18 protein-coding genes are annotated in these 20,831 nt (G+C 71.3%); 6 read left to right on the top strand and 12 right to left on the bottom strand.

Annotated features, from left to right (window positions below; translation table 11 throughout):
* The first annotated feature begins 35 nt into the window (after positions 1 to 35).
* The 4 genes from ACIP4Y_RS05060 to ACIP4Y_RS05045 all read left to right on the top strand — a co-directional run bounded on the left by ACIP4Y_RS05060 (position 36) and on the right by ACIP4Y_RS05045 (position 4,740).
* Complete coding sequence (locus ACIP4Y_RS05060; RefSeq protein ID WP_358637455.1) at positions 36 to 1,361, top strand: DUF2252 domain-containing protein; 1,326 nt, start codon at positions 36 to 38, stop codon at positions 1,359 to 1,361.
* 68 nt (positions 1,362 to 1,429) lie between these two features.
* Positions 1,430 to 2,110: a hypothetical protein gene (locus ACIP4Y_RS05055; RefSeq protein WP_401387815.1), complete on the top strand. Its 681-nt coding sequence runs from the start codon at positions 1,430 to 1,432 to the stop codon at positions 2,108 to 2,110.
* A 66-nt stretch (positions 2,111 to 2,176) separates the two neighbouring features.
* Positions 2,177 to 2,989 carry a thioredoxin domain-containing protein gene (locus ACIP4Y_RS05050; RefSeq protein WP_401387812.1) on the top strand — a complete coding sequence of 271 codons (813 nt, stop codon included), beginning with the start codon at positions 2,177 to 2,179 and terminating at the stop codon, positions 2,987 to 2,989.
* A gap of 80 nt (positions 2,990 to 3,069) precedes the next feature.
* Entirely contained in the window at positions 3,070 to 4,740 is a 1,671-nt protein-coding gene (locus ACIP4Y_RS05045; RefSeq protein WP_401387809.1) for an alkaline phosphatase D family protein, read from the top strand.
* Between the two features lie 18 nt (positions 4,741 to 4,758).
* Here ACIP4Y_RS05045 and ACIP4Y_RS05040 read toward each other — a convergent pair whose 3' ends face one another.
* Positions 4,759 to 5,331 (bottom strand): dienelactone hydrolase family protein, encoded by a 573-nt coding sequence (locus ACIP4Y_RS05040; protein ID WP_358637463.1) that lies wholly within the window; start codon positions 5,329 to 5,331, stop codon positions 4,759 to 4,761.
* 105 nt (positions 5,332 to 5,436) lie between these two features.
* Here ACIP4Y_RS05040 and ACIP4Y_RS05035 point away from each other — a divergent pair, with 105 nt between their 5' ends.
* Positions 5,437 to 6,543: a mechanosensitive ion channel family protein gene (locus tag ACIP4Y_RS05035; RefSeq protein WP_401387806.1), complete on the top strand. Its 1,107-nt coding sequence runs from the start codon at positions 5,437 to 5,439 to the stop codon at positions 6,541 to 6,543.
* A gap of 40 nt (positions 6,544 to 6,583) precedes the next feature.
* On the opposite strand, the gene ACIP4Y_RS05030 is transcribed toward ACIP4Y_RS05035, so the two are convergent.
* The 5 genes from ACIP4Y_RS05030 to ACIP4Y_RS05010 form a co-directional block, all read right to left on the bottom strand.
* Positions 6,584 to 8,170 carry a Na+/H+ antiporter gene (locus ACIP4Y_RS05030; RefSeq protein ID WP_401387803.1) on the bottom strand — a complete coding sequence of 529 codons (1,587 nt, stop codon included), beginning with the start codon at positions 8,168 to 8,170 and terminating at the stop codon, positions 6,584 to 6,586.
* 113 nt (positions 8,171 to 8,283) lie between these two features.
* The gene (locus ACIP4Y_RS05025) at positions 8,284 to 8,751 is read right to left on the bottom strand and encodes a GNAT family N-acetyltransferase (protein ID WP_401387800.1); all 468 of its coding nucleotides are present in this window, start codon (positions 8,749 to 8,751) and stop codon (positions 8,284 to 8,286) included.
* The gene (locus ACIP4Y_RS05020; protein WP_358637471.1) at positions 8,748 to 9,692 is read right to left on the bottom strand and encodes an RluA family pseudouridine synthase; all 945 of its coding nucleotides are present in this window, start codon (positions 9,690 to 9,692) and stop codon (positions 8,748 to 8,750) included. Before ACIP4Y_RS05020 ends, ACIP4Y_RS05025 begins: the two co-directional genes overlap by 4 nt.
* Positions 9,693 to 9,756: 64 nt before the next feature.
* The gene (gene lspA, locus ACIP4Y_RS05015) at positions 9,757 to 10,398 is read right to left on the bottom strand and encodes a signal peptidase II (RefSeq protein WP_401387797.1); all 642 of its coding nucleotides are present in this window, start codon (positions 10,396 to 10,398) and stop codon (positions 9,757 to 9,759) included.
* A 67-nt stretch (positions 10,399 to 10,465) separates the two neighbouring features.
* Positions 10,466 to 11,680: a TraR/DksA family transcriptional regulator gene (locus tag ACIP4Y_RS05010; RefSeq protein WP_401387794.1), complete on the bottom strand. Its 1,215-nt coding sequence runs from the start codon at positions 11,678 to 11,680 to the stop codon at positions 10,466 to 10,468.
* 605 nt (positions 11,681 to 12,285) lie between these two features.
* Between ACIP4Y_RS05010 and ileS the strand changes: the two genes are divergently transcribed.
* Entirely contained in the window at positions 12,286 to 15,429 is a 3,144-nt protein-coding gene (ileS, locus tag ACIP4Y_RS05005; RefSeq protein ID WP_401387791.1) for an isoleucine--tRNA ligase, read from the top strand.
* Between the two features lie 175 nt (positions 15,430 to 15,604).
* Here ileS and ACIP4Y_RS05000 read toward each other — a convergent pair whose 3' ends face one another.
* The 6 genes from ACIP4Y_RS05000 to ftsZ all read right to left on the bottom strand — a co-directional run bounded on the left by ACIP4Y_RS05000 (position 15,605) and on the right by ftsZ (position 20,560).
* Positions 15,605 to 16,723: a DivIVA domain-containing protein gene (locus tag ACIP4Y_RS05000; protein WP_189983800.1), complete on the bottom strand. Its 1,119-nt coding sequence runs from the start codon at positions 16,721 to 16,723 to the stop codon at positions 15,605 to 15,607.
* Positions 16,724 to 16,777: 54 nt separating this feature from the next.
* Positions 16,778 to 17,068 carry a YggT family protein gene (locus ACIP4Y_RS04995; RefSeq protein WP_030347861.1) on the bottom strand — a complete coding sequence of 97 codons (291 nt, stop codon included), beginning with the start codon at positions 17,066 to 17,068 and terminating at the stop codon, positions 16,778 to 16,780.
* Positions 17,069 to 17,127: 59 nt separating this feature from the next.
* The gene (locus ACIP4Y_RS04990) at positions 17,128 to 17,769 is read right to left on the bottom strand and encodes a cell division protein SepF (RefSeq protein ID WP_401387786.1); all 642 of its coding nucleotides are present in this window, start codon (positions 17,767 to 17,769) and stop codon (positions 17,128 to 17,130) included.
* 128 nt (positions 17,770 to 17,897) lie between these two features.
* Entirely contained in the window at positions 17,898 to 18,617 is a 720-nt protein-coding gene (locus tag ACIP4Y_RS04985; protein ID WP_401387783.1) for a YggS family pyridoxal phosphate-dependent enzyme, read from the bottom strand.
* A 6-nt stretch (positions 18,618 to 18,623) separates the two neighbouring features.
* Positions 18,624 to 19,352: a peptidoglycan editing factor PgeF gene (pgeF, locus tag ACIP4Y_RS04980; RefSeq protein WP_358637483.1), complete on the bottom strand. Its 729-nt coding sequence runs from the start codon at positions 19,350 to 19,352 to the stop codon at positions 18,624 to 18,626.
* Positions 19,349 to 20,560, bottom strand: coding sequence for a cell division protein FtsZ (gene ftsZ / locus ACIP4Y_RS04975; protein WP_358637484.1), 1,212 nt, complete (start codon positions 20,558 to 20,560; stop codon positions 19,349 to 19,351). The genes pgeF and ftsZ overlap by 4 nt, the downstream gene beginning before the upstream one ends.
* Between the last annotated feature and the right edge of the window lie 271 nt (positions 20,561 to 20,831).

The raw sequence follows: 20,831 nt of genomic DNA, 5'->3' as shown, positions 1-20,831 counted from the left end.
TGTCGTACAGGCAATGCACCAGGAGGCACCCCGCGATGTCGGTCCCCCAGCTCGACGAGGAGCAGCGCGGCGAGGAGATCCTCGCCGTCTTCGACACCGCCTTCGGCCGGCTCCTGGCCGCCGACCCGGCCGCGTTCCGGGTGAAGTTCCGCAAGATGGCGGCCTCGGCCTTCGCGTTCTACCGGGGCACGGCGTGCCTCTTCTACCACGACCTGGACGCGGAGAAGCGCGGCGGACCGTACCTGGACGACCGCACCTCGCGCGTGTGGATCCACGGCGATCTGCACGCGGAGAACTTCGGCACGTACATGGATTCGAACGGCCGCCTGGTCTTCAACGTGAACGACTTCGACGAGGCCTACGTCGGCCCCTTCACCTGGGACCTCAAGCGCCTCTCGGCGTCCGTCGCGCTCATCGGGTACGCGAAGGCGCTGAGCGACGCGCAGATCACCGAGCTGGTGACGGTCTACGCCGCCGCCTACCGCGAGCGCATCCGCGCCCTGGCCACGGGCGCCAAGCGGGACGAGGTGCCGCCGTTCACGCTGGACACCGCGCAGGGTCCGCTGCTGGACGCGCTGCGTGACGCCCGCTCGCTGACCCGGTTCGGACTGCTGGACTCGATGACCGAGATCCGCGACTTCGAACGCCGCTTCGCCCCGGGCGGCGGCTCCATCGAGCTGGACGCGGCCACCCGGTACAAGGTCCTGGCGGCCTTCGACGGCTATCTGGAGACCCTGCCGGACTCCTCCCTGGCCCGCCCGGACTCGTACCGGGTGAAGGACGTCGTGGGCCGCCGCGGCATCGGCATCGGCTCGGCGGGCCTGCCGTCGTACAACATCCTCCTTGAGGGCCACAGCGACGCCCTGGAGAACGATGTCGTGATCTACATCAAGCAGGCCCAGACCCCGGCTGTGTCCCGGCACATCACGGATCCGGCCATCGCGGAGTACTTCCAGCACGAGGGCCACCGCACGGTGATCTCCCAGCGCGCCCTGCAGGCGCACGCCGACCCGTGGCTCGGCTGGACCGAGCTGGACGGCACGGGCCAGCTGGTCGCCGAGGTCTCGCCGTACGCCGTGGACCTGGACTGGGACGACATCGACGATCCGGAGGAGATCGCGGCCGTCGTCGCCGACCTGGGCCGGGCCACCGCCACGATGCACGCGGCGGCGGACGACACCTCCGGGGAGTCGCTGGTGCCGTTCTCCACCGAGCGGGCCATCGACGCGGCGCTCGCGGCCGACGAGGAGGGCTTCGCGCCCCTGCTGGTGGACTTCGCGCACCGCTACGGCGCACGCGCGCGTGCGGACCACCAGATCTTCCTCGACCTGTTCCGCAACGGCCGGATTCCGGGGCTGTAACCCTCGCGGATTCACAGGCACCCTTTAGGGGTCCCTTAACCGCATACGTGACAGACTCTCCTCTCGCTATGGACATCTCCGGGACCCAGCTCAAAGCCGTGCGCGCGGCGCTGTTCACGGCCTTCGTCGTGACGCTCAGCACCGCGTCGCACGTCCTGCTGTCCCGTGCTCCGCTGCCGCTGGCGACCGTGGGCGCGGTCGCCGCCGCGGTGTTCGTCACGGCGTACGCGCTGGCGGGCCGGGAGCGCGGCTTCGGCCGGATCGCGGCCCTGCTGATCCCGCTGGAGCTGGCCGCCGACACGGTGTTCACCACCGGCCAGCACACCTGCTACGGCCGGGCGGGCGGCCCGGTCGCCGGTCCGCTGCGGGCGGTCGGCCTGGACGTGCTGTGCGAGGGCCGGGTGGGGACCCCGCTGGCCCAGATGACCGGCGGCACCGACGGCGCGGGCGCGCTGCTCGCCCACGCCAGCCCGGCCGCGGCCTGGCTGCTGCTCGCCGCGCACATCGGCGTGGGCCTGCTCGCCGCCGCCTGGCTGCGCCGGGGCGAGCGGGCGCTGACCCAGCTGCTGCGCGCGGTCACCGCCACCACCTTCCGGCCGCTGCTGCTGGCGGTGGCCGCGGTCGCCGCACGGCCGCTGCCGGACCGCCGGCTGCCCCGCCCGGCCCCGCGCCGCGCCGCCGCCCGCGACCGGCTCCTCGTGCACTCCCTGGGACGGCGTGGACCGCCGTGCTCACCGGCATCCGCCTGAGCACGACCAGTCCCCCACACGTATCCCGCGTACGACCTGTGCGCGTCCCCTGATGGAGATCACAACATGAGCAAGCGGAACAGCCAGGCGGCGAAGACGGCGGCCAGGGAGCGGCTGCGCCAGGAGCGCGAGCGGCAGGCCAAGCGCGCCAAGGTCAGGCGCCAGCTGATCGTGGCCGCCTCGGTGGTCGGTGTCCTGGCCGCGGCCGGCGGCATCGGCTGGGCCGTCGTCCAGGCGAACAAGCCCGCCCACTGGGAGGCCGCCAAGAAGGACAGGCTCGTCAAGCCGGCCAACACCACGGGCACGGACGGCACGACGATCGTCCTCGGCAAGAGCAGCGCCAAGAAGACCCTGGTGATGTACGAGGACCCGCGCTGCCCGGTCTGCGCCGACTTCGAGCAGGCGGTCGGCCCGACCGTCCGGAAGGACCTGGACGCCGGCAAGTTCAGGATCCAGTACGTCGGTGCCACCTTCCTGGACAAGAACCTGACCGGTGAGGGCTCCAGGAACGCGCTCAGCGCCCTGGGAGCCGCGCTCAACGTCAGCCCCGAGGCGTTCCTCGACTACAAGTCCGCGCTGTACTCGAAGAAGTGGCACCCCGACGAGACCACCGACGAGTTCAAGGACGACGCCTACCTGATCCGGATCGCCGACACGGTCCCCGCCCTGAAGGGCAACACGGCGTTCCAGAAGGCCGTGAAGGACGGCACCTACGACCGGTGGGCGCTGGAGGAGTCGAAGATCTTCGACAGGGACGGCATCTCGGCCACCCCGACGCTGAAGATGGACGGCAAGACGCTGACGGGCCCTGACGGCAAGACCGCGCCCATGACGGTCGCCGCGTTCAACACCGCGCTGGAGGCGGCCCTCAAGGGCTGAGCCGACATTCCGTCAAAGGGCGGGCGAACTTTTGCCGGTTCGCCCGCCCTCGCGCGTACCGATCAGTAACCTGATCGTCCGTGACCAGTCGATACAGATCGTCCGAGGCCTCTCAGGGCCTCGGCTCCTTTTCGCCCCGCCGCCGTACGGTCGTCAAGGCCGCGGCGGCGACCGCTGTCCTGGCCGGACCGCTGGCCGCCGCACTGCCGGCCCGCGCCGCCACGGACACCCCCGCCTTCCTGCACGGCGTCGCCTCCGGCGACCCGCTGCCCGACGGCGTCCTGCTGTGGACCCGGGTGACCCCCACCCCGGAGGCGATACCCGGCTCCGGACTCGGCCCGGACACCGAGGTCAGCTGGACCGTCGCCAGGGACAAGGCGTTCACGACCGTCGTCGCCAAGGGCTCCACCACCGCGACGGCCGCCTCCGACCACACCGTGAAGGCCGACATCCGCGGCCTGGAGCCGGCCACCGACTACTGGTTCCGCTTCTCGGCCGGCGGCACCGACTCCCCGGTGGCGCGCACCCGCACCGCGCCGGCGGCGGACGCGGACGTCTCCTCCTTGCGCTTCGGCGTGGTCTCCTGCGCCAACTGGGAGGCGGGCTGGTTCTCCGCCTACCGCCACCTGGCCGCGCGCAACGACCTGGACGCCTGGCTGCACCTCGGCGACTACATCTACGAGTACAAGTCCGGCGAGTACGCCAACCGCGGCAAGGTCGTCCGTCCGCACGCACCGGCCAACGAGATCCTCACCCTCGCCGACTACCGGATCCGGCACGCGAAGTACAAGACCGACCCCGACCTCCAGGCCCTGCACCTGAAGGCGCCGGTCATCGCGATCTGGGACGACCACGAGTTCGCCGACAACGCCTGGTCGGGCGGCGCGGTCAACCACACCGAGGGCGCCGAGGGCACCTGGACCGCCCGTCAGGCCGCCGCCAAACAGGCCTACTTCGAGTGGATGCCGGTCCGCCCGGCCCTCGCCGGCACCACCTACCGACGGCTGCGCTTCGGCAAGCTCGCCGACCTGTCCCTGCTGGACCTGCGCTCGTTCCGCTCCCAGCAGGCGTCCACGGCGAGCGGCTCGGTGGACGACCCGGACCGCACGCTGACCGGGCGCGCCCAGCTCGACTGGCTGAAGGCCGGTCTGAAGGCCTCCGACACCCGGTGGCGGCTGGTCGGCAACTCGGTGATGATCTCGCCGTTCTCCTTCGGCTCGCTCTCCGCAGACCTGTTCAAACCGCTCGCCAAGCTGCTCGGGCTGCCGCAGGAGGGCATCGCCGCCAACACCGACCAGTGGGACGGCTACACCGACGACCGGCGCGAGCTCCTGGCCCACCTGCGCTCCAACGCCATCGGCAACACCGTCTTCCTGACCGGCGACATCCACATGGCGTGGGCCAACGACGTGCCGGTGGACGCCGGCACCTACCCGCTGTCGGCGTCGGCGGCCACCGAGTTCGTGGTGACCTCGGTGACCTCCGACAACCTGGACGACATCGTGAAGGTGCCCGAGGGCACGGTCTCCGCGGTCGCCGCGCCGGTCATCAAGGCCGCCAACCGGCACGTCCACTGGGTGGACACCGACCGGCACGGCTACGGTGTGCTGGACATCACGGCCGAGCGCGCGCAGATGGACTACTACGTCCTGTCCGACCGCGCCGACGCGAACGCCACCTCCAGCTGGGTGCGCTCCTACCGCACCCGCAGCGGCACGCAGAAGATCGAGCGGACCTACGACCCGGTGTAACCGCCCGGGCGCAACCGCTCAGTCGAGCGACTCGAGGAAGCCGAGCGCCACCCGCCAGGTGGCCTCGGCGGCCTCCGCGTCGTAGTCCGGCAGTCCGGGGTCGGTGTAGAGGTGCCCGGCCCCGGCGTACCGGTAGACCTCCACATCGGCGCCCGCCCGGCCCATCTGCAGATACCAGGCGCTCAGCCAGTCGTCCGTCTCGAACGGGTCCGGCTCGGCCACGTGCAGCTGCACCGGCAGCTCGTCCACCTGCGCGTTCGGCGCGATGTCCGACGTGCCGTGCAGGAGCAGCAGCCCGCGCGCATGGGCGTCGCCGAGCGCCAGGGTCTGCGCGACGGAGGCACCGAGCGAGAACCCGGCGTACACCAGCCCGCGGTCGGAGTAGGGCGCCGCCGCCAGCACGGCCCGCTTGAGGAGTTCCTCCTTGCCGGTCCGCTCCTTGAACTCCATGCCCTCCTCGACGGTGTCGAACGTGCGCCCCTCGAAGAGGTCCGGCGTCCACACCTCGTGGCCCGCCGCGCGCAGCCGGTCCGCGGCCTCGCGCACCGCGGGCCTGAGCCCGTAGGTCGAGTGAAAGAGCATGATGTTCATGAGGCTATGGTGCCAGCCGGGTACGACAGTGCCGGGGCTGCCGTACCCAGGAACCCGCCGAACTCACATGTTCATGCCCTCCGCGCGCCGGTTAGGAGCGGAGGCATGGAGAACGTACTCCGGCCCCTGATCGTGCTCGGCGGCACGGTGCTGCTGACCCTGGCCATCGGCTGGGGCACCGACCGGCTGCTGTGCAAGGCCGACGAACGCAATCACGACACACCCCTGTGGGGACTGCTGCGCCGTGCCCGCATCCCCTACCAGCTCGTGCTGTGCTCCGCCATGCTGCGCGGGTCGTACGACCAGGCGAAGCTGCTGGAGCGGCACCAGGTCGGCATCGGCCGGACGCTGACGCTGGTACTGATCGGCTCGGCCGCCTGGCTGGTGATCAGGATCGCCGCGGCGATCGTCGAGACCACCTACACCCGCTATGCCCGCGCCCACCGCGACGCGGCCCGGGTGCGCCGGGTGCGCACGCAGGTCGAGCTGATCATGCGGGTGGTGTCCGCGATCGTCATCGTCGTGGCCGCCTCGTCGATGCTCCTGACGTTCCCGGCGATGCGCGCGGCGGGCGCCTCCCTGCTGGCCTCGGCGGGCATCATCGCCGCCATCGCCGGTGTCGCCGCCCAGTCGACGCTCTCGAACATGTTCGCCGGGCTGCAGATCGCCTTCGGCGACATGGTGCGCATAGGCGACACCGTCGTGGTCGACGGCGAATGGGGCACCGTCGAGGAGATCACCCTCACCTTCCTGACGGTCCGGACCTGGGACGAGCGCCGGATCACCATGCCGGTGTCGTACTTCACCTCCAGGCCCTTCGAGAACTGGTCCCGCGGCACCCCGCAGATGACCGGGATCGTCTACTGGCACCTCGACCACAGCGCGCCGGTCGAGGCGATGCGCGAGAAGCTCCGCGACATCCTGCGCCACTGCCCGGCCTGGGACGGCCGCGCCTACGGCCTGCAGGTGACGGACACCACTCCGAGCACCATCCAGGTGCGCGCCCTGGTGACCGCGAAGGACGCGGACGACATCTGGACGGTGCGGGTCACGGTCCGCGAGCAGATGATCGCCTGGCTGTCCGCGGAGCACCCCTACGCGCTGCCCCGGGTGAACACCGCCGACGCGGTGCTCCCGCCATACCGCATCCCGTCCCCCGACGGCCCCTCGCTGCGCAAGGCCTACGAGTTCCCGCGCACCGGCCGCGGCTGACCGGCCGCACCACTCGCCGCCCCCGCCCGGGACCGGGTGCTCAGCGCAGACTCCGTACGTCGAGGTGACGCAGCACCCGGTCCACGATCTCCGGATCCGCCCCGGGCTCGCTGCGCGCCGCCAGGACCTCGTGCCGGGCGGCGCTCAGCATCTCGTTCTGGATGCGCCGCACCCGCTTGAGCCGCCTGGCCCGCTGGTGCTGCGCCTCCCGCCGCTCCTCCTCTCCCATGTCCGGGCTGATCCGGATCCCGATGTCGAAGGCGCGCCGCAGCATCTGCTCGGACAGCTCCTCGGGCAGCTCCTCCACCTGCTCGATCTCCCGCAGCCGGCGCTTGGCTGCCTTGGCGGCCCGCACCGCCAGCTCCTTCTCGAACTCCTTCTCCCGCTCGGAGTCGGCCCGCACCCCGAGCCGCCGCACCAGCCACGGCAGGGTCAGCCCCTGCAGCACCAGCGTGACGATGATCACCCCGAAGGCGATGAAGACGATCTCGTCCCGGTCGGGGAACGGGGAGCCGTCCTCGGTGCGGAGCGGCACGGCCAGGGCCAGCGCCACCGAGGCCACCCCGCGCATCCCGGACCACCACATCACGACGGTCTCCCGCCAGCTCACCGGGATCTCCTCGTCGTAGTTCCGGCGGGCGTGCAGCCGTTTGGTCAGCCAGGTCGCCGGCATCAGCCACAGCAGCCGTACGACGACCACCACGCCCACGACGGCGGCCGCCCAGCCGAGCATCTCGCCCCACCGCCCCTGGGCCGTGCGGATGGCGTTGTGCAGCTCCAGGCCGATGAGTCCGAAGGCGACGCCCGTGACGAGGGTGTCGATGATGTCCCAGAAGGTGTGCCCGGCGAGCCGGGTCATCACGTCGTCGGCGTCGGAGGCGTACTCGGCGAGGAAGAGCGCCGTGGTGAGCACGGCGAGCACCCCGGAGCCGTGCAGCTTCTCCGCGAGCACGTAGGAGGCGTAGGGCACCAGCAGGGTCATGCCGATCTGCAGGGTCGGGTCGCCCAGCAGGTCCATCAGCTTGTTCGCGCCCCAGCCCAGCACCAGGCCGACGGCCACCGCGACGACCGCGGACAGCACCAGGTCGAGACCGGCCCGCCAGGGCGAGAACGTGCCGCTCACGGCCGCGGCGATCGCCACGTGGTACAGCACGATCGCGGTCACGTCGTTGAAGAGGCCCTCGCCCTCCAGGATCGACACCAGGCGCCGCGGCAGCCCCAGCTGTCCGGCGACGCTGGTCGCGGCGACCGGGTCGGGCGGCGCGACCAGGGCGCCCAGCGCGACGGCGGCCGCGATCGGCAGCCCGGGCACGATCGCGTTGGCCATGAACGCCACGCACACCGTCGTGACGAACACCAGGGCCACGGCCAGCAGGAAGATCGGCCGGATGTTGGCCGCGAACTGCCGCCAGGACGTGCGGCGCACGGCGGCGTAGAGCAGCGGCGGCAGCAGCCCGGGCAGGATCAGATCGGGCGGGATGTTCACGTTGGGCACGTAGTCGGCCACCGCCAGGGCCCCGCCGAACAGCGTCATCAGCACCGGCGCCGGCACCCCGAACCGGTCCCCCAGCGGGACGCTCACCAGGGCCCCTAGCAGCAGGGCGAACAACAGAGCCAGCTGATCCACGGACGGCACTCCGGGGGTCGACGATCACACGGCAGACCTCAAGCCTGCCATGCCGCCCGCACCCCGGCCGTCCCGGCTCCCCCCGGCCCGCGCGCTCGCGGCGGGCGCCGCCGCTACAGGGCCCGGCGCATCGCCCGGTGCGGTAGGCCGGCATCCGGGAACTCCGGGCCGTACGCCTCGTAGCCGAGCCGTTCGTAGAACCCCAGGGCGTGGGTCTGGGCGTGCAGGTCCACCGCCGTGAGGCCACGCGCGCGTGCCGCGTCCTCGATGGCGCGCACCAGGGCGGCGCCGACGCCGAGCCCGCGCGCCGCGCGCGAGACGGCGAGCCGTCCCAGGGAACCCACCGCCGGATCCCCGCCGGTCTTCGCGGCCGCCGCCTCGCCGTGCAGCAGCCGCCCGGTGCCCAGCGGCACCCCGTCCTCGCGGACCGCCAGAACATGCACGGCCACGGCGTCCCAGGCGTCGTACTCGATGTCCTCGGGGACGCCCTGCTCGGCCACGAACACCTCCTTGCGGACCGCGAAGCAGGCCTCGCGGTCGGCGGGGTCCTCGGCGACCCGGACGGTGTAGGCCCCGCTCACGCCCACGTCTCCTCGCGGACCTGGTCGAGCGCCTTCCGCAGGTCCTCCGGGTAGTCGCTCTCGAACTCGGCCCAGTTGCCGTCGCCGGGGTGCTCGAAACCGAGGCGGACGGCGTGCAGCCACTGGCGGGTCAGGCCCAGCCGCTTGGCGAGGGTCGGGTCGGCGCCGTAGGTGAGGTCGCCGACGCACGGGTGGCGGTGGGCGGCCATGTGGACGCGGATCTGGTGGGTGCGGCCCGTCTCCAGCTTCACGTCCAGCAGGGAGGCGGCGCGGAAGGCCTCGATGAGGTCGTAGTGGGTCACCGAGGGCTTGCCCTCGGCCGTGACCGCCCACTTGTAGTCGTGCTGGGGGTGGCGGCCGATCGGGGCGTCGATGGTGCCGCTCGTCGGGTCCGGGTGGCCCTGGACCAGCGTGTGGTAGCGCTTGTCGACCGTGCGCTCCTTGAACTGGCGCTTGAGCGACGTGTACGCCCGCTCCGACTTGGCGACCACCATCAGGCCGGAGGTGCCGACGTCCAGGCGGTGCACGATGCCCTGGCGCTCGGCGGCACCGGAGGTGGAGATCCGGTACCCGGCGGCGGCGAGGCCGCCGATGACGGTGGGGCCGGACCAGCCCGGCGACGGGTGCGCGGCCACGCCGACCGGCTTGACGATCACGACCACGTCATCGTCGTCGTGCACGATCTCCATGCCCTCGACCGGTTCGGCGACCACCTGCACCGGCGCGGGCGCCTGCGGCATCTCGACCTCGAGCCAGGCGCCGCCGCGCACCCGCTCGGACTTGCCGACCACCGCGCCGTCGACCTGGACCTTGCCGGCCGCGGCCAGCTCCGCCGCCTTCGTGCGGGAGAAGCCGAACATGCGGGAGATGGCGGCGTCGACGCGCTCGCCCTCCAGGCCGTCGGGCACGGGCAGGGTACGGATCTCGGGAAGCGTGCTCACCCGTCGAGTATGCCGGACGGGTGAGACGGCACCGAACGAGCCTGTGGAAAACCCGGCCGGACCTTCAGTCCTTGTGGACCGTGCCGTCGGGGTCCAGACCGCGGAAGGACAGCAGCACGATCAGGATGCCGCCGCACACGATCGCCGAGTCGGCGAGGTTGAACACCGCGAAGCCCTTGGGCGCGATGAAGTCCACGACCTCGCCCTCGAAGACGCCCGGCGCCCGGAAGATCCGGTCGGTGAGGTTGCCGAGCGCGCCGCCGAGCAGCAGCCCGAGCGCGACCGCCCAGGGGAAGCTGTACAGCTTGCGGGCCAGACGGATGATCACCACGATCACGGCCGCGGCGATCAGCGTGAAGATCACCGTGAAGGCCGCGCCGAACCCGAAGGCGGCGCCGGGGTTGCGGATGGCGTGCAGCTCCAGCAGGTCCCCGACCACCTGGATCGGCGCGTGGCCCTCCAGCCGGGAGACGACGAGCATCTTGCTGACCAGGTCGAGGGCGTACGCGAACGCGGCCACCGCGAACAGCACGGCGATCCGGCGCCCGCGGCCGGTCCGCCGCGCCGGGGTCTCCTGCTCGCCCGCGCGGGACGCGCCGGCCTCCCCGGACACACCGGAGCCGGCGGGGGCCCCGTCCGCCGCCGTCCGCTCGCCGCCGTCGTCCGGGGTGTCCGGCGTACCGATGATGCGCTCCGCCTCTGCCACGTGAGTCCCTCAACCTAGGTGCCTGACTGGGGACGAGACTACGGCACGCCCCGCAGGCCCCCCACGCTCAGGAGCGGCGTTCCTGCTTCTGCTTGCACTCCACGCACAGGGTGGCCCGCGGGAACGCCTGCATACGGGCCTTGCCGATGGGGTTGCCGCAGTTCTCGCACAGGCCGTAGGTGCCCGCGTCCAGCCGTTCCAGGGCGCGCTCGGTCTGGATCAGCATCTCGCGCGCGTTGGCGGCCAGCGCCAGTTCGTGCTCGCGCGTGATGTTCTTGGTGCCGGTGTCGGCCTGGTCGTCGCCGGCGCCGTCCCCGGAGTCCCGCATCAGGCCGACCAGGGACGCCTCGGAGTTGCTGATCTCCTCCTGCAGCCGCGCCATCTCGGACTCCAGCTCCGCGCGGGCCTCGGCGACCTCCTCCGGGGTCCAGGGGTCCTCTCCGGGGCGCACCGCCAGCTCGCCTGGCTCCGCCGCGGCGACGCGTGCCTTGGGGACGGCGGTCTGTGCCGCCGTGGCCGTGCCAGGAGTCTTCTTCGCAACCACTGTCGTGGCTCCCGTCTGCTTGGCGGCCCGCGCCGCGCCCGCTTTCTTGGCCGTGCTCGTGCTCTTCTCGGCCGCCGCCGTCACCGCGGCCTTGTGGGCGGCGGCCTTGTGGGCGGCGGCCTTCTTGGCGCCGGTCTCCTCGGCGGCCGTCTCCCGGGCGGCCGCCTTCTTCGCGGCCGTCGTCGTGACGACCGCCTTCTTCGTCGCCGTCTTCTTCACCCCGGCCTTCGCGGCGGCGGTCTTCTTCCGCACCGCCGCGTCCTTCACGGCCGCGTCCTCCACGGCCGCCTCCCGGGCGGCCGCCTTCTTCGTCGCCGTCTTCTTCACCCCGGCCTTCGCGGCGGCGGTCTTCTTCCGCATCGCCGCGTCCTTCACCGCCGCGTCCTTCACGGCCGCCTCCTCCACGGCCGTCTGCTCGGCGGCCGGCTTCTTCGCGACCGCCTTCCTGACCACTGCCTTCTCGCCGGCCGCCTTCTTGGTGACCGCCTTCTTGGTGACCGCCTTCTTGGTGACCGCCTTGGCCGCAGCCGTCTCCTGGGCAGCCGTCCTCGTGGCCACCGGCTTCCCGGCCACATGCTTCGCGGCGACCGCCCCGGCAGTCGTCGTCTTCGTGACGGCCGTCTTCCCGGCAGCCGTCTTCGTGGCGGCCGTCGTGCTCGGAGCCGCCTTCTTGGTGGCAGGCCTCGCGCCGGTCTTCCCGGTCGCCGGCTGCTGTACGGCGGTCTTCTTCGCCACCATGGCCGCGGCCCCTTCACATATTGTGATCTTGCTCGCGAATCGTGCTGGGACGATAAATCGACTTGAGTCCCGCGGCAACGGGGCACACCGCCCGATTCGCCCGCCCGCACCCCCCGAGCCACGGGCCTGCATCCGTTGTGCCCAGCTCCCCGCCGGGTAATCCGCCGTTCCCCGCCCGCCCGGACCCGCGCGCCCGCCCCCTCGCCATTCGGGTCATCCGACCCGGTCGCACCGCGTCCGCCCCACCGCGCGGAAATCCGGTCGGCCGCTGTCCGCGCGGCGCCGTACACTGGGCGGAGCGAAAAAGCGTGGATGGGGACGAGTAGCGGCGTACGCAGCCCAGAGCGACCCGGGGACGGTGTGAGCCCGGGGGCGAGCGCGACGTGAAGATCACCCCGGAGCCGCCGGAAGAAAGCCGCAGCCGAAGGGCGGCGGCGAGTAGAACCGGCTTCGCGACCCCAATGAGGGGGCTCACCGGCGCGTACGGCGCGGCGGAGGGCCAAGGAGGGTGGTACCGCGGGAGCACGCCGCACACGGCGTAGACAGGAACGAAGGCTCTCGTCCCTCCGACGGAAGGCAGCAAGTCCGTTGGAGGATGCTCGCAGATGACAGCGCCGACGTACCGCCAGGTGCCCGCACAGGTCGACCTGCCCGCTCTTGAGCACGCCGTGCTCGACTTCTGGCGCGAGCAGAAAATCTTCGCCAAGAGCCTGGAGCAGTCCGAGGGCCGCCCCGAGTGGGTGTTCTACGAGGGCCCGCCCACCGCCAACGGCATGCCCGGCGCCCACCACATCGAGGCGCGCGTCTTCAAGGACGTCTTCCCCCGCTTCCGCACCATGCGCGGCCACCACGTGGCCCGCAAGGCCGGCTGGGACTGCCACGGCCTCCCGGTGGAGCTGACGGTCGAGAAGGAGCTGGGCTTCTCCGGCAAGCAGGACATCGAGGCGTACGGCATCGCCGAGTTCAACGCCAAGTGCCGCGAGTCCGTGCTCCGCCACACCGACGCGTTCGAAGCGCTCACGAACCGCATGGGCTACTGGGTCGACCTCAACGACGCGTACGTCACGATGGACCCCGAGTACATCGAGTCGGTCTGGTGGTCCCTGAAGGAGATCTTCAACAAGGGCCTGCTGGTCCAGGACCACCGCGTCGCCCCCTGGTGCCCGCGCTGCGGCACCGGCCTGTCCGACCACGAGCTGGCGCAGGGCTACGAGACGGTCGTCGACCCGTCCGTGTACGTCCGCTTCCCGCTCACCTCCGGTCCGCTCGCCGGCCAGGCCGCGCTCCTGGTGTGGACGACGACCCCCTGGACCCTGGTGTCCAACACCGCGGTCGCCGCGCACCCCGAGGTCACCTACGTCGTCGCGACCGACGGCGAGGAGAAGCTCGTCGTCGCCGAGCCGCTCGTCGCCAAGGCGCTCGGCGAGGGCTGGGAGACCACGGGCCAGACCTTCACCGGCGCCGAGATGGAGCGCTGGACGTACCAGCGCCCGTTCGAGCTGGTCGACTTCCCCGAGCCGGCCCACTTCGTGGTGAACGCCGAGTACGTCACCACCGAGGACGGCACGGGTCTGGTCCACCAGTCCCCCGCCTTCGGTGAGGACGACCTCAAGGTCTGCCGGTCCTACGGCCTGCCCGTGGTGAACCCGGTCCGCCCGGACGGCACCTTCGAGGAGGACGTCCCGCTGATCGGCGGCGTCTTCTTCAAGAAGGCGGACGAAAAGCTCACCGCGGACCTCCAGCAGCGCGGCCTCCTCTTCAAGCACCTGCCGTACGAACACAGCTACCCGCACTGCTGGCGCTGCCACACCGCGCTGCTCTACTACGCGCAGCCCTCCTGGTACATCCGCACGACGGCGATCAAGGACCGTCTCATCCAGGAGAACGAGAAGACCAACTGGTTCCCGGAGACGGTCAAGCACGGCCGCTTCGGCGACTGGCTGAACAACAACATCGACTGGGCGCTGTCCCGCAACCGCTACTGGGGCACCCCGCTGCCGATCTGGCGCTGCGAGGACGACCACCTCACCTGTGTCGGCTCCCGTGCGGAGCTGACCGGGCTGACCGGCACCGACCAGTCGGCCCTGGACCCGCACCGCCCCTACATCGACGACGTCACCTTCGCCTGCCCGCACGAGGGCTGCGGGAAGACGGCCACGCGCGTGCCGGAGGTCATCGACGCCTGGTACGACTCGGGTTCGATGCCGTTCGCGCAGTGGGGCTACCCGCACAAGAACAAGGAGCTGTTCGAGAGCCGGTACCCGGCGCAGTTCATCTCCGAGGCGATCGACCAGACCCGCGGCTGGTTCTACACGCTGATGGCCGTCGGCACGCTCGTCTTCGACAAGTCCTCGTACGAGAACGTCGTCTGCCTCGGCCACATCCTCGCCGAGGACGGCCGCAAGATGTCCAAGCACCTCGGCAACACCCTGGACCCGATCCCGCTCATGGACCAGCACGGCGCGGACGCGGTGCGCTGGTTCATGGCGGCCGGCGGCTCCCCGTGGGCCGCGCGCCGGGTCGGCCACGGCACCATCCAGGAGGTCGTCCGCAAGACCCTGCTGACGTACTGGAACACGGTCGCCTTCCAGGCCCTGTACGCCCGTACGTCCGCGTGGGCGCCGTCCGCGGCGGACCCGGCGCCGGCCGACCGCCCGGTGCTGGACCGCTGGCTGCTGTCCGAGCTGCACGCGCTCACCGACCAGGTGACCCAGGCGCTGGAGGCGTACGACACCCAGCGCGCCGGCAAGCTGCTGTCCGCGTTCGTGGACGACCTGTCGAACTGGTACGTCCGCCGTTCGCGCCGCCGCTTCTGGCAGGGCGACAAGGCCGCGCTGCGCACGCTGCACGAGGTGCTGGAGACGGTCACCAAGCTGATGGCGCCGATCACCCCGTTCATCACCGAGCGGGTGTGGCAGGACCTGGTCGTTCCGGTCAGCCCGGGGGCGCCGGAGTCCGTGCACCTGGCCGCCTGGCCGGAGGCGGACCTGTCGGCGATCGACCCGGAGCTGTCCCGGCAGATGGTCCTGGTCCGCCGGCTGGTGGAGCTGGGCCGGGCCACACGCGCGGAGTCGGGCGTCAAGACCCGTCAGCCGCTGTCCCGGGCGCTGATCGCGGCGACCGGGTTCGACTCCCTGGACCCGGAGCTGCACACGCAGATCACCGAGGAGCTGAACGTCGAGGCGCTGGCGTCCCTCAGCGAGGTCGGCGGCAGCCTGGTCGACACGACGGCCAAGGCCAACTTCCGGGCGCTGGGCAAGCGGTTCGGCAAGCGCGTCCAGGACGTGGCGAAGGCCATCGCTGGTGCCGACGCGGCCGCCCTGTCGCTCGCCCTGCGCGAGGGCACGGCGTCCGTGGAGCTCGACGGTGAGACGGTCACCCTCGCCCCGGACGAGGTGATCATCACGGAAACCCCGCGCGAGGGCTGGTCGGTGGCCTCCGACTCCGGTGCCACGGTCGCCCTGGACCTGGAGATCACCGAGGAGCTGCGGCAGGCGGGCCTGGCCCGTGACGCGATCCGGCTGATCCAGGAGGCCCGCAAGAACAGCGGCCTGGACGTGGCCGACCGGATCGCCCTGCGCTGGACGTCGACCGATCCCGCGGTGCTCGCCGCGCTGGCCGAGCATAGCGAGCTGATCGCCGACGAGGTTCTCGCCACGGACTTCGGGCAGGGCGAGGGCGACGACGGCTTCGGTGAGCCGTTCACCGACGAGGGGCTGTCCCTCACCTTCCGGCTGCGCAAGGCGTAAGCGCCGAACGGTTCGGCAAGGGCCCGGTCTCCCCTGCGGAGGCCGGGCCCTTGCCGTGCGTGCGACCGCGTGCGTGCAACCCGCGTAAAAAGGGCGGGCCCCCCGTGACCGAAGTCCGGGGGGCCCGCCCTAGGGACGCTGCCGACGCCGTTGTCGTACTGGTCTCACAGACCCGTCAGTTGTCGTCCTCGTCGATCAGGAACCCACGCATCGGCGAGGGAGCCTGGCCCATCGGGGACGGACCCTGCGGGCGGACCGGAGCCATGGGCTGGGTCATGGCCGGGGTCATCTGCTGCTGACCGCCGTAGGACGGGGCGGACGGAGCGGGCGAGCCGCCCATCGTCTGGTTGCCGCCGTAGGACGGGGCGCTCGCGCCGGCCGGGGCCATGGAGGGCGCCGGGGACGGCGGCAGGGACGCGGTGGCCGGGGTGCGCGGCGGGGCCAGGGAGTCGTCGGCCTGGGTCTCCAGCTGACGCAGCTGGGACTCGAGGTACGACTTCAGCCGCGTGCGGTACTCGCGCTCGAAACCGCGCAGGTCCTCGACCTTGCGCTCCAGCGTGGCGCGCGCGGACTCCAGGGAGCCCATGGCGACGCGGTGCTTCTCCTGCGCGTCCCGCTCCAGGGCGTCGGCCTTGGCACGGGCGTCACGCTCCAGACCCTCGGCGCGGCTGCGGGCCTCGCCGACGATCTTGTTGGCCTCGGAGCGGGCCTCGGCGATCGCCTGGTCGGCGGTCTGCTGGGCCAGCGAGAGGACACGGGCGGCGCTGTCGCCACCGGGGCCCTGACCGGGGCCGCCCATCGGACCGCCCATGGGGCCGCCCATCGGACCACCCATCTGCTGCTGCATGGGCGGCTGACCGCCCATCGGGCCCTGACCCATCGGACCCTGGCCCATCGGGCCGGGACCCTGCGGGCCGCCCTGACCGCCGGGACCGGCGGGCAGCTGCGGGGCACCGCTCGGCAGCTGGGGCGGGCCACCCATGGGGCCGCCCATCTGCTGCTGCGGCGGGCCCGATATGCCGGCGGGCACCGGCTGGCCGGGACCTCGCATGCCCTGCTGCTGAGGATGCTGCTGGTCCTGCTCCGGGGGTTTGCGCATGTTCTGCTGGTTCTGCGCGGCGGCACGCGTCGCGGCGGCCAGCTTGGCGCGCAGGTCCTCGTTCTCGCGGAGCAGACGGGTCAGTTCGGCTTCGACCTCGTCGAGGAAGGCATCGACCTCGTCCTCGTCATAGCCTTCTCGGAGGCGGACGGTCGTGAACTGCTTGTTCCGCACGTCCTCGGGGGTCAACGGCATCTCTTCACCTCAACGTAGTCATCGGCAGTCGGCAAGACCGGATCGTCCCCACCCTCATCTCACGAAACTCCCCGCGACGGAGATGAGAATGTAGACGATGATCATCAGTACGAAGAAGGACAGGTCGAGCGCCACGCCCCCGAGACGCAGCGGCGGAATGAACCGCCGCAGAAGCTTCAGCGGTGGATCGGTGACAGTGTAGGTGGCCTCCAGTACGACCACCATCGCCTTGCCGGGTTGCCATGAGCGGGCGAACTGGAAGACGTAGTCCATGACCAGCCGGAAGATCAGCACGACGAGGAACACCATCAGCGCGATGTAGATCACCTGCGCGAACACGCTCATGGCCTGTGGTTCCCTCTCCCCTGTTCCGTGCTTTTCCGTGCTTCATCCGGTCGTACGTCTCAGCTCTGGTTGAAGAACCCGCCCTCTGCGATGCGGGCCTTGTCCTCCGCCGTGACATCGACGTTAGCAGGAGACAACAGGAACACCTTCTGCGTCACCCGCTCGATGCTGCCGTGAAGACCAAACACCAAACCGGCCGCAAAGTCGACAAGTCGCTTCGCGTCTGTGTCATCCATCTCAGTGAGATTCATGATCACCGGGGTGCCCTCACGGAAGTGTTCCCCGATGGTACGGGCCTCGTTGTAGGTCCGCGGGTGCAGCGTGGTGATCCGGTAAGGCTCTCGTTCGGACACGACCTTGGGCATGATCACCGGCGCGTTCTTCTCCAGGGACTGACGTTCTTGTGTGATGGATGCCACGGGCGCGATGCGCGCCGGACGTCCGGATTCCGCGGCGAGCGAAGCCGCACGGGCCACCGGTTCGCGAGGCGCGGGCGGTTGCACGATTCGCACCTCTTCGTCCCTTTGGGACTGATGTGCGCTGTGCGACTGGTGTGACGCTTCGTGCCGTCGGTGGTCCCGCTCCGGCTCCGGGTCCAACTCGGGCTCGAAGTCGTCGTCGGGGTCGAATCCGCGGCCGTCGTACCCATCGTCCTCCACGAGGCCGAGGTAGACCGCCATCTTGCGCATCGCGCCGGCCATGCTCTGAGTCCTCCGCTCTGTGGTGGATCGACTGACGACTGCCAAGTGCCCGCGATCCACGTGGTCCTTGCGCCCGCCTTGGCGCGCATTGACCATATTTTCTGCTGTGGTCCGACTTCCTGGCGACGTTACCCGAGCCTGGGGCGGACTCCGAGTACCGCGGTGCCGACGCGCACATGTGTCGCCCCGGCGGCCACGGCCTGTTCGAGGTCCGCGCTCATCCCTGCCGACACCATGGTTGCAGCCGGATGAGCTCGGCGCAGGTCAGTCGACAAATCCATGAGGCGCTCGAACGCCGCCTGTTCGCGCCCCGCGTACTCCCCGGTGAGCGGAGCGACGGTCATCAGTCCGTCGAGCCGCAGTCCGGGCGCACCGGCGACGAGGTCGGCCAACTCTTCGATTCCGGCCGGGGCCACGCCGCCGCGCTCGCCCCGCCCGCTCGCTCCGGCGTCGAGCGCCACCTGGACGAGGCAGCCCACCTCGCGTCCGGCGCGCACCGCCTCCTTCGACAGGGCGGTGACGAGCCGGGAACGGTCGACGGACTGCACGACATCGGCGTAACCGACCACGGAGCGCACCTTGTTGGTCTGCAGCTGACCGACGAAGTGCCACGTGAGGGGCAGATCCGCGCACGCGGCGGCCTTCGGGGCCGCGTCCTGGTCGCGGTTCTCGGCGACATGGCGCACACCGAGTCCGGACAGGATCCGCACATCGCTCGCCGGGTAGGTCTTGGTGACCACGATCAGGGTCACCTCCTCCCGGGCACGCCCGGCCGCCGTGCACGCGGCGGTGATGCGTTCCTCCACCTTCGCCAGGTTCGCGGCGAGTTCCGTCTTACGGTCCGTCATGCCCCATCAGTCCAGCCAGACATAGCTCGCGAGCCGCCCGGTGGTGCGGTCGCGGCGGTACGAGAAGTGGTCGTCCGACTCCAGCGTGCACACCGGCGCCTGCGCCCGGTCGCACACCCCGAGCCGGTCGAGCTGCGCGTGCACCCCGGCGCTCACGTCGAGCGCCGGCGTGCCCCAGCTCGTCTCGGCGTGCGCCGCCGGCTCGACGGCGGCCACCTCGGCGCGCATCGCCTCCGGCACCTCGTAGCACCGGCCACAGACGGCCGGTCCGGTGCGGGCGACGATCCGCTCCGGTGCGGCGCCGAGCGAGACCATGGCCCGTACGGCTGCGGGGACGACGCCCTTGACCATGCCGGGCCGGCCCGCGTGGGCCGCGGCCGCGATCCCGGCGACGGGGTCGGCCAGCAGCACCGGCACGCAGTCGGCGGTGAGGACGGCGAGGGCGAGTCCGCGTCGGGCGGTGACGACCGCGTCGACCTCCGGCACCGGCAGCTCGCCCCACGGCTCGTCCACCACGGCGACGTCGGCGCCGTGCACCTGGTTCATCCAGACGACCAGTTCGGGGTCCAGGCCGAGCGACTTGGCCGCCAGCTCCCTGTTGCCCCGTACCGCCTCGGGCGCGTCGCCGACCGCGCCGCCGAGGTTGAGCTCCTCATACGGAGCGGCGCTCACCCCGCCCCACCGGTCGGTGAAGGCGAAGTGCGCGCCGCTCACGCTCTCGCGCCGTCCTATCACTTGAGGAAGTCCGGAACGTCCAGTTCCTCGGCCGCGCTGTCCGAGTAGGCGGGCCGCGGCGCCGGCGTGACCGGCGGGGGGACCGGGATGTCGGCCACCGGCTCGGGCGCCGGCTCCGGCTCCTCCTTCGGCTTGACGCTGCCCAGCGAGCCGAAGGACGGACGGCTGGGCTCGCTCGGCCGGGCCGGGGCGGGCTCCTCGCGGCGGGCGGGGGCCGAGCCGGAGGCCGAGCCGAGGACGTTGTCCCGGCGGGCCGGCGGCTGGCCGCCGTCGAAGCCGGCCGCGATCACGGTGACCCGGACCTCGTCGCCGAGCGCGTCGTCGATGACCGCGCCGAAGATGATGTTGGCCTCGGGGTGGGCGGCCTCGCTGACCAGCTGGGCGGCCTCGTTGATCTCGAACAGGCCGAGGTCGGAGCCGCCGGAGATGGAGAGCAGCACGCCCCGGGCGCCGTCGATGGACGCCTCCAGGAGCGGGGAGGAGATCGCCATCTCGGCCGCGGCCACCGCACGGTCGTCGCCGCGGGCCGAGCCGATGCCCATGAGGGCGGAACCGGCCTCGGACATGACCGACTTGACGTCGGCGAAGTCCAGGTTGATCAGGCCGGGGGTGGTGATGAGGTCGGTGATGCCCTGGACACCGGAGAGCAGGACCTGGTCCGCGGACTTGAAGGCGTCCAGAACCGAGACCTGGCGGTCCGAGATGGACAGCAGCCGGTCGTTCGGGATCACGATGAGGGTGTCGACCTCTTCGCGCAGTTCGGCGATGCCGTCCTCGGCCTGGTTCGCGCGGCGCCGTCCCTCGAAGGTGAACGGGCGCGTGACCACGCCGATGGTCAGGGCGCCCAGCGAGCGCGCGATGTTGGCCACGACGGGCGCCCCGCCGGTGCCGGTGCCGCCGCCTTCACCGGCCGTCACGAAGACCATGTCGGCCCCCTTGAGGACCTCCTCGATCTCCTCGCGGTGGTCCTCGGCGGCCTTGCGGCCGACGGCCGGGTTGGCTCCGGCGCCGAGTCCGCGGGTGAGTTCGCGGCCGACGTCGAGCTTGACGTCGGCGTCGCTCATCAACAGCGCCTGTGCGTCGGTGTTGATGGCGATGAACTCGACGCCCTTGAGACCGACCTCGATCATCCGGTTGATGGCATTGACACCACCGCCGCCGACACCGATGACCTTGATGACTGCGAGGTAGTTCTGCGGTGCTGCCACGTCGAAGGCCTCTCGCCTCGAATTACGTTGTCGCCGCCGGGCGGTGCCCCGCGCCGGGACGACGGATGCCGAATGGGACGGTCCGTAGCGCCGACCCGAACCCTAACCCTGAAGTTTAGGGTTACCAGTGTGTCTGTTCCCTGGAGTCTTCTGAACAGGACACTAAGTCGACAAGTGGCGCCCGTTCAACGAACACGCCGAACCTCCCGTTTTTCTTTTCACCCTATGTGATCAGCCGTAGCAGTGCCCAACCAGGGTGCTGGCCTGCGCT

The sequence above is a fragment of the Streptomyces sp. NPDC088810 genome, from assembly GCF_044750305.1.
In the GTDB taxonomy this organism is placed as follows: Bacteria; Actinomycetota; Actinomycetes; order Streptomycetales; family Streptomycetaceae; genus Streptomyces.
This window is presented reverse-complemented; position numbering and strand designations above follow the sequence as displayed.